The 15,511-nt window shown below is 49.7% G+C and carries 11 protein-coding genes and 1 tRNA gene; all 12 read right to left on the minus strand.

Annotation, left to right across the window (positions count from 1 at the left end; all coding sequences use genetic code 11):
* Window positions 1-18 precede the first annotated feature (18 nt).
* The 12 genes from fusA to AAC007_RS16030 all read right to left on the minus strand — a co-directional run bounded on the left by fusA (window position 19) and on the right by AAC007_RS16030 (window position 15,390).
* Complete coding sequence (gene fusA / locus AAC007_RS15975) at window positions 19-2,127, minus strand: elongation factor G (RefSeq protein ID WP_339678086.1); 2,109 nt, start codon at window positions 2,125-2,127, stop codon at window positions 19-21.
* A gap of 32 nt (window positions 2,128-2,159) precedes the next feature.
* Entirely contained in the window at window positions 2,160-2,630 is a 471-nt protein-coding gene (gene rpsG / locus AAC007_RS15980) for a 30S ribosomal protein S7 (protein ID WP_123183187.1), read from the minus strand.
* Between the two features lie 110 nt (window positions 2,631-2,740).
* Window positions 2,741-3,115, minus strand: coding sequence for a 30S ribosomal protein S12 (rpsL, locus tag AAC007_RS15985; RefSeq protein ID WP_008248376.1), 375 nt, complete (start codon window positions 3,113-3,115; stop codon window positions 2,741-2,743).
* Between the two features lie 135 nt (window positions 3,116-3,250).
* Entirely contained in the window at window positions 3,251-7,462 is a 4,212-nt protein-coding gene (rpoC, locus tag AAC007_RS15990; protein WP_339678090.1) for a DNA-directed RNA polymerase subunit beta', read from the minus strand.
* A gap of 74 nt (window positions 7,463-7,536) precedes the next feature.
* Window positions 7,537-11,613: a DNA-directed RNA polymerase subunit beta gene (rpoB, locus tag AAC007_RS15995; RefSeq protein WP_339678091.1), complete on the minus strand. Its 4,077-nt coding sequence runs from the start codon at window positions 11,611-11,613 to the stop codon at window positions 7,537-7,539.
* A gap of 188 nt (window positions 11,614-11,801) precedes the next feature.
* Entirely contained in the window at window positions 11,802-12,179 is a 378-nt protein-coding gene (gene rplL, locus AAC007_RS16000) for a 50S ribosomal protein L7/L12 (RefSeq protein WP_339678093.1), read from the minus strand.
* A 45-nt stretch (window positions 12,180-12,224) separates the two neighbouring features.
* A complete protein-coding gene (gene rplJ, locus AAC007_RS16005; protein WP_219045098.1) occupies window positions 12,225-12,752 on the minus strand; it encodes a 50S ribosomal protein L10 in 528 nt (175 codons plus the stop codon).
* A 283-nt stretch (window positions 12,753-13,035) separates the two neighbouring features.
* Complete coding sequence (rplA, locus tag AAC007_RS16010) at window positions 13,036-13,734, minus strand: 50S ribosomal protein L1 (RefSeq protein ID WP_219045097.1); 699 nt, start codon at window positions 13,732-13,734, stop codon at window positions 13,036-13,038.
* Window positions 13,734-14,165, minus strand: a complete 432-nt coding sequence (gene rplK / locus AAC007_RS16015) for a 50S ribosomal protein L11 (protein ID WP_219045096.1) — start codon at window positions 14,163-14,165, stop codon at window positions 13,734-13,736. Before rplK ends, rplA begins: the two co-directional genes overlap by 1 nt.
* Window positions 14,166-14,337: 172 nt before the next feature.
* Window positions 14,338-14,868 (minus strand): transcription termination/antitermination protein NusG, encoded by a 531-nt coding sequence (gene nusG, locus AAC007_RS16020; protein ID WP_219045095.1) that lies wholly within the window; start codon window positions 14,866-14,868, stop codon window positions 14,338-14,340.
* Window positions 14,869-14,877: 9 nt separating this feature from the next.
* On the minus strand, window positions 14,878-15,243 hold the full coding sequence (secE, locus tag AAC007_RS16025; RefSeq protein ID WP_339678095.1) for a preprotein translocase subunit SecE: 366 nt from the start codon (window positions 15,241-15,243) through the stop codon (window positions 14,878-14,880).
* A gap of 71 nt (window positions 15,244-15,314) precedes the next feature.
* A tRNA-Trp gene (locus tag AAC007_RS16030) sits at window positions 15,315-15,390 on the minus strand.
* Window positions 15,391-15,511 lie beyond the last annotated feature (121 nt).

Raw genomic sequence — 15,511 nt, forward strand, 5'->3', positions numbered from 1 at the left:
CATAAAGGTTGTTTAAATTTAAGCTCTATTCTTAGCCATGATTTCTTCGGCAACATTACGTGGCGCTTCGAAATATTTTTCAAATTCCATCGTAAAAGTCGCACGACCTTGGGTTGCACTGCGCAGATCGGTTGCATAACCGAACATCTCTGCCAGCGGTACTTCTGCATCAATTACCTTGCCCGACACACTCTCATCCATACCAAGAATTATGCCGCGACGACGGTTCAAATCGCCGACCACATCACCCATATTTTCTTCAGGGGTAACAATCTCGACTTTCATAATTGGCTCAAGCAACACTGCACCGCCGAGTTGCGCGAGCTTTTTGGTTGCCATAGACGCCGCTATTTTAAACGCCATCTCGTTAGAGTCGACGTCATGGTAAGAACCATCGTAAGCCGTCGCCTTTAAGCCAAGCAAAGGGTAGCCGGCAAGGACACCATTTTGCATTTGCTCGGCGATACCTTTTTCGATCGCCGGAATATATTCTTTGGGGACAACACCACCCACGATCTCACTAACAAACTCGAGACCTTCGGCGTTCGCGTCTTCGCCCGGCTCAAACCGAATCCAAACGTGACCAAACTGGCCGCGACCACCGGACTGACGAACGAACTTACCTTCTATTTCGCAGGTGTTGCGAATCGCCTCGCGGTAAGCAACCTGCGGCTTACCAATATTGGCTTCAACATTAAATTCTCGACGCATTCTATCGACGAGGATATCGAGATGAAGCTCACCCATCCCAGAGATAATGCACTGACCGGTTTCTTCATCGGTCTTCACACGGAAAGAAGGATCCTCTTGAGCCAACTTACCAAGAGCGATACCCATCTTTTCCTGATCCGCCTTGGTTCTGGGCTCAACCGCCACCGAGATAACGGGCTCAGGGAACTCCATGCGCTCTAAAATAATAACGTTATTCGGGTCGCACAGGGTGTCGCCCGTCGTAACATCCTTCAATCCAATTGCCGCAGCAATATCACCAGCGAGCACTTCTTTGATCTCTTGACGATCGTTGGCATGCATTTGCACCATACGACCAACACGCTCTTTCTTACCCTTAACGGAGTTCACTACCGCAGTACCACTTTCCAACTTACCGGAGTAAACGCGGAAAAAGGTTAAGGTTCCTACGAAAGGGTCAGTGGCAATTTTAAAAGCCAACGCCGCAAACGGCGCATCATCGTTCGCTTCACGCGTAGCAACCGTCGCGTCTTTATCATCGAGAGTGCCTTCAATCGCCTTAACTTCGGTAGGCGACGGCATATATTCAATAACAGCGTCCAGCACAGCCTGAACACCCTTATTTTTAAACGCAGAACCACCGAACACCGGAATGATTTCATTCGCCAATGTACGCTTGCGGATCCCCGACTTAATTTCTTCCTCGCTCAGGACTTCGCCTTCGAGGTACTTTTCCATCAGCTCATCACTGGATTCGGCCGCAGCCTCGATCATGTACTCGCGCATTTTCTCGCACGCGTCGAGCATATCAGCCGGTATCTCTTCGTACTCGAAGGTCATTCCCTGATCTTCTTCATTCCAGATAATGGCTTTCATTTTGAGAAGGTCAACGACGCCGCGAAATTCTTCCTCGCTACCAATCGTCATCTGCATTGGCACTGCATTCGCACCCAAACGCGTGCGCAGCTGCGCAATTACACGCTCAAAATTTGCCCCAGCGCGATCCATCTTATTGACGAATACCATGCGTGGAACTTCATACTTATTTGCCTGACGCCAAACGGTTTCGGTCTGAGGCTGCACACCCGAAGAACCGCATAGCACAACAACCGCACCATCAAGCACCCGCAGAGAACGCTCAACTTCGATAGTGAAGTCAACGTGCCCTGGAGTGTCGATGATATTAATACGGTGCTGTTCAAACTGCTGCTGCATACCAGCCCAGAAACAGGTAGTGGCCGCAGAAGTGATAGTAATACCACGCTCCTGCTCCTGCGCCATCCAATCCATTGTCGCCGCACCGTCATGCACTTCGCCTATCTTGTGAGACAGACCAGTGTAAAACAGCACGCGCTCGGTAGTTGTTGTTTTGCCCGCGTCTACGTGGGCACAAATACCGATGTTGCGATATCTGGAAATTGGTGTTTTACGCGCCACAATACTCCCCTGAACCTAGTAAATAGCGCCGCTTAGAAGCGGTAATGAGAGAACGCTTTGTTCGCTTCAGCCATACGATGCACGTCTTCACGCTTTTTAACCGCAGAGCCTTTGCCCTGTGATGCATCGATGATTTCACCAGCCAAACGCTGACGCATAGACTTCTCACCACGGCCACGTGAATAGTCAACCAACCAACGCATTGCTAGCGCAGTACGGCGACTCGGGCGAACTTCAACTGGAACCTGGTAAGTTGCACCACCAACTCGGCGAGATTTAACCTCAACCATTGGTGCGATATTTTCTAGGGCGGTATCGAAGGCTTCTAGTGGATCAGTATTCAAGCGCTCTTTAACCAGGTCCAAAGCACCATATACGATGGTCTCTGCGACTGATTTTTTACCACTTACCATAACGTGGTTCATGAACTTGGCGAGGGTCAGATTACCGAATTTTGGATCCGGCAGTATTTCCCGCTTGGCGGCGACGCGTCTTCTTGGCATAACTCTATTCCTATGTCTTCAGGTAAATCCAAACACCGGGTCGCCTTTCAGCGAATAGACGATGGTTTGGCCTTACTTAAGGTCTATTAATTTAAAACGTTAAAGTCGAATTACGACTTAGGACGCTTGGTACCGTATTTAGAACGGGCTTGCTTACGATTGTTCACACCTGATGTATCGAGGCTACCGCGAACAGTGTGGTAACGCACACCCGGTAAATCCTTAACACGACCGCCGCGAATAAGCACAACACTGTGCTCTTGCAGGTTGTGGCCTTCACCACCGATGTAAGATGAAACTTCAAAGCCGTTAGTCAGACGTACACGACACACTTTACGCAATGCCGAGTTCGGCTTCTTAGGTGTAGTGGTGTAAACACGAGTACATACGCCGCGACGCTGTGGACATGCCTGCAATGCAGGAACATCACTTTTAGCCGCTTTACGCTTTCTCGGCTGACGAACCAACTGGTTGATCGTTGCCATTAATTAACTCCAGATACTAAAGCCAGCACACCAATGTGCTAACCAACTGACTACCGATACCGCCGATAGCTTATAAAAAAAGTGGAGCGCGAATTCTAAAGATGCGCTCCACTCCCGTCAAGTAGTCAAATTTACTCAGCTGTTATCACTAAGTGCCTCTGACAGTGCCGCTTCAACGTCTTGCGCCGATACGGTTTTCATTGCTTCGTCTTTCTTAATCTTGCGGTCGCGGTGATAAGCCAGACCAGTACCCGCAGGAATAAGACGACCTACAACCACGTTTTCCTTCAAGCCGCGCAAATGATCGCGCTTGCCGGTAACTGCCGCTTCGGTAAGAACGCGGGTGGTTTCCTGGAACGATGCCGCTGAAATAAACGACTCCGTTGCCAGAGAGGCCTTAGTAATACCCAATAATTCACGCTCGTAGCTGGCAGAAATTTTGTCAGTGCCGCGAAGAACTTCATTCTCTTCAACAACACGAACGTATTCAGCCTGCTCACCTTTAATGAACGACGAATCACCAGAGGTCAGAATATTGACCTTGCGGAGCATTTGACGAACGATAACTTCGATGTGCTTATCGTTGATTTTTACGCCCTGCAGACGATAAACGTCCTGAATTTCATTGACGATATACTTCGCCAATTCTTCCACACCTTTCAGGCGCAAAATGTCGTGCGGGCTGAGCGGGCCTTCAGAAACAATCTCACCCTTCTCAACTTGCTCACCTTCAAACACGGTTAGCAGGCGCCATTTCGGAATCAGCACTTCGTAGTAATCAGAACCATCTGCCAATGGCTTGCCATCTGCAGGTGTAATGATCAAACGACGCTTGCCCTTGGTTTCTTTACCAAAGCTTACCGTACCAGAGATCTCAGCCAAGATAGCCGGCTCTTTCGGCTTACGCGCTTCGAACAAGTCAGCAACACGCGGCAGACCACCAGTAATATCACGGGTCTTCGAGCTTTCTTGCGGAATACGAGCAACAACGTCACCAACTTTCACTGTCGCGCCATTTTCTAAGGACACGATCGCGTTTTCAGTCAGGAAGTAGTGAGCGGGAACGTTAGTACCCGCCAAGCACAGCTCGTCGCCTTTGGCGTCAACCAGAGTTACCGCTGGGCGCATATCTTTACCCGCAGCTGGACGCTCGCCTTGGTCCATAACAGAAATACTGCTAAGGCCAGTCAGTTCGTCAGTTTGACGCTTGACGGTAATACCCTCTTCCATTCCCGACATCTTAACGATACCAGCAACTTCCGTAATAATGGGGTGGGTATGCGGATCCCATGTTGCGACGATATCGCCTGCCGATACTTCAGCGCGGTCAGCAACCTTAATTAACGCACCGTATGGCAGCTTGTAGCGCTCGCGCTCACGGCCGCTGCGATCTGTAATCGCCAACTCACCGGAGCGGCTTACCGCTACCAATTGACCATCTTCACGCTCTACCCATTTCAGATTGTGCAGGCGCGCCTTACCATCTTGTTTAACTTGAATATTGTCGACTGCAGTCGCCCGCGAAGCCGCACCACCGATGTGGAAGGTACGCATCGTAAGCTGTGTACCCGGCTCACCGATTGACTGTGCAGCGATAACACCAACTGCCTCACCCCGGTTAACCAAGTGACCACGTGCCAAGTCACGACCATAACAAGCCGAGCACACGCCATGGCGAGTCTCACAGGTGATTGGTGAGCGAACTTCAATCTCATCAATACCCATTTCTTCTAATTCAACAACGCGCTTCTCGTCGAGCATAACGCCCGCTTCAACAGCGATATCGTCTGTGCCCGGACGGAATACGTCACGCACTACGATACGACCCAACACGCGGTCACCCAATGTCTCGATGATGTCACCACCTTCGATAACCGGTGTCATGGTCAGACCTTGATCTGCGCCACAATCGTCTTCGGTGATAACCAAATCCTGGGCGACATCAACCAAACGACGGGTCAAGTAACCCGAGTTTGCTGTCTTCAATGCGGTATCGGCCAAACCTTTACGAGCACCGTGAGTCGAGATGAAGTACTGAAGTACGCTCAGACCTTCACGGAAGTTTGCCGTGATTGGCGTTTCGATGATCGAGCCATCTGGCTTGGCCATCAAACCACGCATACCAGCAAGCTGACGAATCTGCGCTGGCGAGCCCCGCGCGCCAGAATCTGCATAGATATAAACCGAGTTGAAAGAGTCTTGCATCTCTTCCTCACCCTTGCGGTTTATAACAGGCTCTTTCGACAGACCTTCCATCATCGCCTTGGAAACCATGTCGTTTGCACGGGACCAAATATCGATAACTTTGTTGTATTTCTCACCCTGGGTTACCAGACCGGAAGCGTACTGCTTTTCGATCTCAACCACTTCAGCGTCAGCCGCAGAAACAATACGCGCCTTGGCAGCAGGGATTTCAAAATCGTTAACGCCGATAGACGAACCGGAGCGAGTAGAATACTCAAAACCGGTGTACATTAACTGGTCACCCAGAATTACGGTCGCCTTCAAACCAACCTGACGGTAGCACTCGTTCAATAAACGAGATATCGCCTTTTTAGTCATGTTTTGGTTGACCATTTCGAAGGGTAGCCCCTCGGGAACGATCCGCCACAACAAAACGCGACCAACGGTGGTGTCGATCAAGGTACGTGTTTCAGTACGCTCGCCATTCTCGCCAAGACTAACCTCAACCAAGCGGCACTTTATACGCGCTTGCAAATGGGCACGACCGCCTACATAGGCGCGATGTACTTCTTCAGGGTTAGCAAAGGCGGTGCCTTCGCCGGCACCGTTTACGCGCTCACGCGTCATCCAGTACAAACCCAGTACAACGTCCTGCGAGGGAACAATGATCGGCTCGCCGTTTGCTGGCGACAGAATATTATTCGTCGACATCATCAGCGCGCGCGCTTCTAACTGCGCCTCAATTGTTAGCGGTACGTGTACCGCCATTTGGTCACCGTCAAAGTCGGCGTTGTAGGCCGCACATACCAGAGGGTGAAGCTGAATCGCCTTACCTTCGATAAGTACTGGCTCAAAAGCCTGAATACCTAAACGGTGAAGAGTCGGTGCACGGTTAAGCATAACGGGATGCTCGCGAATAACTTCAGCGAGGATATCCCATACTTCTGGCGGCTCACGCTCTACCATTTTCTTAGCGGCTTTAATCGTTGTTGCCAGGCCACGCGCCTCTAACTTGCCGAAAATAAACGGCTTGAACAATTCAAGCGCCATTTTCTTAGGCAGACCGCACTGGTGCAGACGCAGAGTAGGACCAACCACGATAACCGAACGACCTGAATAGTCGACGCGCTTACCTAGCAAGTTCTGACGGAAACGACCTTGCTTACCCTTGATCATATCGGCAAGAGATTTCAGCGGACGCTTATTCGAACCGGTAATGGCACGACCGCGACGGCCGTTATCCAGCAATGCATCAACTGACTCTTGCAGCATACGCTTTTCATTGCGAACAATGATGTCAGGTGCGTTTAGATCCAACAGACGCTTCAAACGGTTGTTACGGTTGATAACGCGACGGTACAAATCATTCAGATCTGAGGTTGCAAAGCGACCGCCATCCAGCGGAACCAACGGACGCAGATCTGGCGGCAATACTGGTAACACCTTCATGACCATCCACTCTGGCTTGTTACCAGAGTCAGCCAAGGCTTCAATCAGCTTCAAACGCTTAGAAAGCTTTTTGATTTTCGTTTCTGAGTTGGTCGCCGGAATCTCTTCACGAAGACGGTCAATCTCAGCGGGCAAATCTAACTCGATCAGCAAATGCATGATCGCTTCAGCGCCCATTTTTGCAACGAAGTCGTCGCCAAATTCTTCCATCGATTCAAAGAACTGCTCGTCGCTTAGCAACTGGCCTTTCTCTAGCGTGGTCATACCGGGATCGGTAACCACATAAGATTCAAAGTAGAGAATCCGCTCGATGTCACGCAGAGTCATGTCTAGCAACAAACCAATACGGCTTGGCAGTGACTTCAGGAACCAAATATGCGCAACGGGGCTGGCCAATTCAATGTGACCCATGCGCTCACGACGCACTTTTGCCAGAGCGACTTCAACACCGCACTTCTCACAGATAACACCGCGGTGCTTAAGGCGCTTGTACTTACCGCACAAGCATTCGTAGTCTTTTACTGGACCGAAAATTTTGGCACAGAACAAACCGTCACGCTCAGGCTTGAACGTACGGTAGTTTATGGTTTCCGGCTTTTTCACTTCGCCGAAAGACCACGAGCGAATTAGCTCCGGTGACGCCAAACCGATACGAATAGAGTCAAACTCGTCGTTCGGTTGTCCCTGTTTCAATAGATTCAATAAATCTTTCAAGGCCGTTCCTCCGCAAGGGTATTCTTCAGGCGCCCACTAAACCGGGCGCCCCTTGCCATAGTCGTTGTCGATGTTTATTCCGTGTCCAGCTCGATATTAATACCGAGTGAGCGGATCTCTTTGACCAGTACATTGAAAGACTCGGGCATGCCCGGCTCCATACGCTGATCGCCATCAACAATGTTTTTATACATTTTGGTACGACCATTCACGTCATCCGACTTCACAGTCAGCATTTCTTGCAAGGTGTAAGCAGCGCCGTATGCTTCTAGCGCCCACACTTCCATCTCACCGAAACGCTGGCCACCGAATTGCGCTTTACCACCAAGTGGCTGCTGGGTAACCAAACTGTATGAACCGGTTGAACGCGCGTGCATCTTGTCGTCGACCAAATGGTTCAGCTTCAGCATGTACATATAGCCAACGGTGACTGGACGATCAAATTCCAGACCGGTACGGCCATCGCAAAGTTTTAACTGTCCACTTTCTGGAAGACCAGCAAGCTTCAGCAAACTTTTGATCTCGCCTTCATCAGCGCCATCAAATACTTGCGTTGCCATGGGCACACCGCCACGCAGGTTTCTAGCCAGATCCATAATCGCCTCATCGCTGAAGCTATCTAGATCTTCGTGGCGACCTGCACCGTCGTTGTAAATCTTACCCAAGAAAGCACGCACTTCTGTAATTTTACGCTGCTCGCGAATCATGTCGTCGATCTTGTTACCCAAACCTTTGGCCGCCAAGCCCAAGTGAGTCTCAAGAACCTGACCAACGTTCATCCGCGACGGAACACCTAGCGGGTTCAACACGATATCAACCGGCTCGCCATTTTCATCAAACGGCATATCTTCAACCGGCATGATGACGGAGATAACTCCTTTGTTACCGTGACGTCCTGCCATTTTATCGCCAGGCTGGATACGACGCTTAATTGCCAAATACACTTTGACGATTTTCAAGACACCCGGTGCCAAATCATCGCCAGTAGTCAGCTTGCGTTTTTTATCTTCAAAACGCTCTTCCAGCGTTTTGCGGTGTTCGCCCAACTGCTTATCTGCATCTTCCAATGCAGCATTCAGAGGCTCATCAGCCATACGCAATTTAAACCAGTCATCCTTTTTCAGCTCTTGTAGACCAGCCGCAGATAGCTCGTCGCCCTTTTTCATACCTGGGCCGCTAAGGATCTTTTGACCGTCCAGTGCATTAGACAAACGAACAAACGTCGCCTCTTCTACTATGCGGTACTCTTCGTTCAAATCCTTACGGAATTGATCGAGCTGCATTTTTTCGATTTCTAGAGCGCGCTTATCTTTTTCTAAGCCATCACGAGTGAAGACCTGAACATCGATAACGGTGCCCTTGGTGCTAGATGGAACGCGCAGTGACGTATCTTTTACATCAGAGGCTTTCTCACCAAATATGGCGCGTAGTAATTTTTCTTCTGGCGTTAATTGGGTTTCGCCTTTTGGCGTGACCTTGCCGACCAGAATGTCGCCGGGGCCAACTTCAGCACCAATGTATACGATGCCAGACTCATCCAAATTAGCTAAAGCGCCTTCGCCAACATTGGGTATATCAGAAGAAATTTCCTCTGGCCCAAGCTTGGTGTCACGAGCAATACAAGTAAGCTCTTGAATGTGGATGGTGGTAAAACGATCTTCTTTTACAACACGCTCAGACACCAAAATAGAGTCTTCGAAGTTGTAACCGTTCCACGGCATAAACGCGATGCGCATGTTCTGACCAAGTGCCAACTCGCCCAAATCAACCGACGGACCGTCAGCCAGGATGTCACCGCGAACTACATCGTGACCTTCGCTAACAATTGGGCGCTGGTTAATACAGGTGTTCTGGTTAGAACGGGTGTATTTAGTCAGGTTGTAAATATCAACCGGTGGCTGGCCAGGCTGAACTTCGTCGTTGTTTACACGAACAACAATACGTGACGAGTCCACACTATCGATTACACCACCGCGACGCGCGACAACACACACACCTGAGTCAGACGCCACATAGCGCTCAAACCCGGTACCAACCAAAGGCTTGTCAGCCTTAAGTGTAGGTACTGCTTGACGCTGCATGTTCGAACCCATCAATGCACGGTTCGCATCATCGTGCTCAAGGAAGGGAATCAAAGACGCTGCCACCGAAACAACCTGCTTGGGCGACACGTCCATGTAGGTTACTTTTTCTGGCGGCATTACGGTGAATTCGTTCATGTGACGAACAGCAACCATCTCGTCAGTTAACTCACCCTTGTCATTCATCGCAGCAGAAGCCTGAGCGATAACTTCCTCAGCTTCATTGATGGCTGACAAGTATTCAATGTCATCACTGACCTTGCCGTCCTTAACCTTGCGGTAAGGGCTTTCAAGGAAACCGTACTCATTGGTACGCGCATACGTTGCCAAAGAGTTGATCAGACCAATGTTCGGCCCTTCAGGTGTTTCAATTGGACACACACGACCGTAATGAGTCGGATGTACGTCACGCACTTCGAAACCAGCACGCTCACGCGTCAAACCGCCAGGCCCAAGCGCAGAAACACGACGCTTATGCGTGATCTCTGACAGCGGGTTGTTTTGGTCCATAAACTGAGACAGCTGTGACGAACCGAAAAACTCTTTCACTGCCGCAGCCACAGGCTTAGCATTAATCAAGTCCTGCGGCATCAAGCCTTCGCTTTCAGCCATGGATAGACGCTCTTTAACAGCGCGCTCTACACGTACCAAACCAACACGGAATTGGTTCTCTGCCATTTCGCCAACAGAGCGAATACGACGGTTACCGAGGTGATCGATATCATCGACAATGCCCTTACCGTTACGAATGCCTACCAGCATTTTCATAACAGCAACGATGTCGCTTTGATCCAGCGTACCGGCACCCAAAATCTCTTCGCGGCCAATACGACGGTTAAACTTCATCCGGCCAACAGTCGACAGATCATAGCGCTCTGCAGAGAAGAACAGATTCTGGAATAGGTTTTCCGCTGACTCTTTGGTCGGTGGCTCACCTGGACGCATCATGCGGTAAATTTCTACCAAGGCTTCAAGCTGACTATTGGTAGGGTCAGAACGCAGAGTGTCACTAACGTATGGGCCGCAATCAAGCTCGTTGGTGTACAGGGTGTCGATTTCGCTAACACCAGACTCTTCCAACTTCGTCAGTATTTCCGCTGTAATTTCAGTGTTACAAGGGAACAACACTTCGCCAGTGGCTTTGTCGATAATATCTTTCGCTAAAGCACGACCAATCAAGTACTCAACCGGCACTTCTAGCTGCGTCAAATTAGCTTTTTCAATTTGGCGAATATGACGGGCGGTAATACGACGACCGGTTTCAACGATAACTTCACCATTTTTAGCGCAGATATCAAAGGTTGCTACCTCACCGCGCAGACGCTCAGCGATCAGCTCAATGGTAAAGCCGCCTTTTTTAGCTACCTTAAAGGTGTTGACGTCATAAAACAGATCTAGAATCTCTTCCGCAGCCATACCTAATGCGCGCAATAAGATCGTAGCCGGCAATTTACGGCGACGGTCGATACGAACAAAGACTTGGTCTTTCGGATCGAATTCAAAATCAAGCCATGAACCACGGTAAGGAATAATACGCGCGGAATACAGAAGCTTGCCAGACGAGTGAGTCTTACCACGGTCGTGATCAAAGAAGACACCAGGTGAACGGTGCAACTGGGACACGATGACTCGCTCAGTACCATTAATTACAAAGGTACCGTTTTCAGTCATGAGCGGAATCTCGCCCATGTAAACTTCTTGTTCTTTTATATCTTTGATGCTTTTGTTGGCAGATTCGCGATCATAGATAATCAAGCGAACTTTAACCCGCAGCGGCACAGAGTAGGTCACGCCACGCAGCTGACATTCATTGACGTCAAATGCCGGAATGCCTAGCACATAATCGACGTACTCAAGGGCAGCATTTCCGGAATAGCTAACTATCGGGAATATTGATTTAAAAGCAGCGTGCAAGCCATGCTCACCACGCTCAGCAGCGGAAACACCTTGCTGCGTAAACTTCTTGTAGGAATCCAGCTGAATCGCAAGGAGATAGGGCACGTCCATGACGTGCGGCATCTTGCCAAAATCCTTGCGGATACGTTTTTTCTCAGTGTACGAGTAAGCCATCAGTACTCCCCAGCATCATCTCTTGACTCCGTCGCGACCGGCGGCGGTGTCGTTAGTGCAACAGTTTATCTGTCGCTGGTCAGCCCCCTCACAGGCGCTGACTGTAATTTCTCAAACAACAAAAGGCCGGCGGGATTTAACCCACCAGCCTCGCTTGAGATTGACCCGCAAGCAGGCCAACAAGCAACTTACTTAAGCTCGACGCTAGCGCCTGCTTCTTCAAGTGCTGCTTTAGCTGCGTCTGCATCAGCCTTAGAAGCGCCTTCTTTAACAGTAGATGGTGCGCCATCTACCATTTCTTTCGCTTCTTTCAAGCCTAAGCCAGTGATCGTACGTACTGCCTTGATCACGTTAACTTTCTTCTCGCCAGCAGCAGTCAGAACAACGTCAAACTCAGTTTGTTCTTCAGCAGCAGCGCCAGCATCAGCAGCGGCAGCAGGAGCTGCAGCAACTGCAGCAGCTGCAGTAACGCCAAACTTCTCTTCCATCGCTTCGATTAGACCAACTACGTCCATTACGCTCATTTCAGCGATTGCATTCAAAATATCGTCTTGTGACAGAGCCATGTGAAACTCCCTACTGTGTCAATTACTAAAAAAATTAAACGCCGCTTACGCAGCTTCTTTCTGCTCGCGAACGGCAGCTAATGTACGAACCAATTTTCCTGGGACTTCGTTCATTGTACGTACCAGTTTGGTTGCCGGTGCTAACATCACGCTCATCAACATAGACAGCGCTTGGTCGCGGGTCGGCAGTTTAGCCAGTACATCCAACTGATCTGCACCCATCAATTGGCCACTAACCGCAAGTGCTTTCACTTCAAAGTTTTTGTGATCTTTCGCAAAATCTTTGAAGATACGAGCCGCCGCACCAGGATCTTCCATCGAAAATGCCAGCAGAGATGGACCTTTAAAGGCCTGCTCTGCGCACTCGAATTCCGTTCCCTTCAACGCTAGTTTCGCCAAGGTGTTACGCACTACTCGTACGTTCACTTGGGATTCACGCGCCAATTTGCGAAGCTCTGTCATTTGGCCTACCGTACACCCGCGGGCGTCAGCAATAACCAATGACAATGCACTAGCGGCAGTCTCGTTAACGTCAGCTACAATCGCTTTTTTGTCGTCGAGTCTTAATGCCACTTGGATAACTCCTGGATTTGTCAGTTAATTACCGTAGACCAAAAACACAAGGTTCAAGGTCGTTTGCTGGTGAACAAATCCAATCCACCATCTGCGTAGGCCGGTGCCGGTAACGTTGACAAGTCAACACACCTATTAAGGGTTCAGATCTAAAAAATCTAATCCCACCTACGGTCTTTGATGGTCTCTGTCTTTTGACACAGTAGGTCAGCTGTCAAAGACCACAAAGCCAGAAAACGCCCTCCGAAAAGAGCGTCTTATTCTGGGCGCAAGCGCCCAAAAATTATTTTAACGCTAGGCTAGCCTGATCAATAACGATACCAGGGCCCATCGTTGAAGAAAGGGTAATTTTCTTCATGTAAACGCCTTTTGCTGAAGATGGCTTTGCTTTACGCAAATCACCTAGCAGGGCTTCTAGATTTTCTTTTAACACGCCGGCCTCGAAAGAGATTGTTCCAATCGCGCCGTGAATGATGCCGTTCTTATCTGTACGGTAGCGAACCTGACCCGCCTTAGCATTTTTAACCGCTGTTTCAACGTCAGCAGTTACAGTGCCGGTTTTTGGGTTTGGCATAAGGCCGCGCGGACCAAGTACCTGGCCCAATTGACCAACAACGCGCATCGCATCCGGAGATGCAACAACAACGTCAAAGTCCATCATGCCACCTTTAACTTGCTCGGCAAGATCATCCATACCAACAAAATCTGCACCAGCTGCTTTTGCTTTTTCAGCATTTTCGCCCTGGGTGAACACTGCAACGCGTACAGTTTTTCCTGTACCGTTTGGCAGAGTCGTTGCGCCACGAACCGCTTGATCAGATTTACGCGCATCAACACCAAGGTTAATTGCAACATCAATAGCTTCTGGAAACTTAACAACAGAAACGTCTTTTAGTAACGCAACTGCTTCTTCAAAACTGTACTGTTTGCCAGCAACTACTTTTTCACGAATTGCCTTTTGGCGCTTTGTTAGCTTAGCCATTACACACCCTCCACTTCGATACCAGCGGCACGAGCACTGCCCGCGATTGTACGCACAGCCGCTTCCATGTCAGAAGCAGTTAGATCGGCCATCTTGATAGTCGCGATCTCCTCCAGTTGCGCGCGGGTTACCTTGCCAACTTTTTTGGTATTAGGCGTACCTGAACCGCTTTTCACACCGGCGGCCTTTTTCAGCAAGAACGATGCTGGTGGCGTCTTAGTAGTGAAAGTGAAGCTACGATCTGAGTAGACTGTGATAACAACAGGAATTGGCATACCACTCTCAAGACTCTGAGTCTGAGCGTTGAATGCTTTACAGAATTCCATGATATTCACACCGTGTTGACCCAAAGCAGGACCAACTGGTGGACTTGGGTTTGCTGCACCAGCAGCAACTTGCAGCTTGATATAAGCCTGTACTTTCTTAGCCATATTACCTCTCCAATTGGGTAGTAACACCTCGAAGCCTCACGGCTCGTCAACGGCTCCCCGGTTTAAAAGAGTCTGACGCCGGAAGTCTGACGTCGGACGATCGGGGCTAGGCCCCAAAAGTTTTTAGCGTCAAGCGCCTGACTCCAGACGCCCGACAGACTAGCGCGCAGCGCTAGGTCTTTTCTACTTGGCCGAAATCTAATTCGACCGGCGTAGAACGCCCAAAAATTAATACCGCAACATGCAAACGGTTCTTTTCGTAATTTACTTCTTCGACCACGCCGTTAAAGTCATTAAACGGCCCATCGATAACGCGAACCATTTCGCCTGGCTCAAACAGTGTTTTAGGCTTAGGCTTGTCGCCGCTTTCAACCCGCTGCAATATCGCCTGCGCTTCTTTCTCTGTGATTGGTGCAGGCTTATCTGCCTTGCCACCAATAAAGCCCATGACTCTCGGCGTCTCTTTAACTAAATGCCAAGTGTCATCGCCGAGTTCCATTTGGATTAACACGTAGCCGGGGAAAAACTTGCGCTCACTTTTACGCTTTTGCCCGCCACGCATTTCAACCACTTCTTCTGTCGGAACCAAGACTTCACCGAATCGATCAGCAAAGCCCGAAAGTTCGATGCGCTCTTTTAATGCCAGAGCCACTTTCTTTTCGTACCCAGAATAGGCGTGTACAACATACCAACGCTTTGTCATGCCCTACCTCTAGCCGATAACCATGGATGCCAGCCAACCCAGCAGAGTGTCTAAGCCCCACAGAATCAATGCCGCCACAACTACAAACGCCACTACAATCAGTGTGGTTTGCGTGCTCTCCTGACGCGTCGGCCAGACTACTTTTCTGATTTCCGTACGCGCACCCTTCAACAGCTCAAAAAATGCCGCACCTTTTTCAGTACGATACGCAATAAAAGCCGCTACTGACGCTAATACCAACAAGGCAATAACGCGATAAAGCAAGGACTCGCCAGAAAAATACGTATTGCCGCCAACACCAACCGCGATCAGTACAGCAACAATGCTCCACTTTAAGCCGTCGAGGCGACTAGCGTCTTCCGCCTTAGCACTCATCGTTAAGTCATATCCTTTTTTGCTAAGCGCAAAACACCACTACGCATTACGCGAAGCGGTGTTAACGTAAATGGCAGGCCAGGAGGGACTCGAACCCCCAACAGCCGGTTTTGGAGACCGGTGCTCTACCAATTGAACTACTGGCCTACAAGTGCCGAGCTAAGCTCGGCCTTACACCCAATAAATAGGGCTTATTCTACGATTTTAGCAACAACGCCGGCGCCAACAGTACGGCCACCTTCACGAATTGCAAAACGTAGACCTTCTT

This window comes from uncultured Zhongshania sp. (genome assembly GCF_963975605.1).
GTDB lineage: Bacteria > Pseudomonadota > Gammaproteobacteria > Pseudomonadales > Spongiibacteraceae > Spongiibacter > Spongiibacter aquimaris.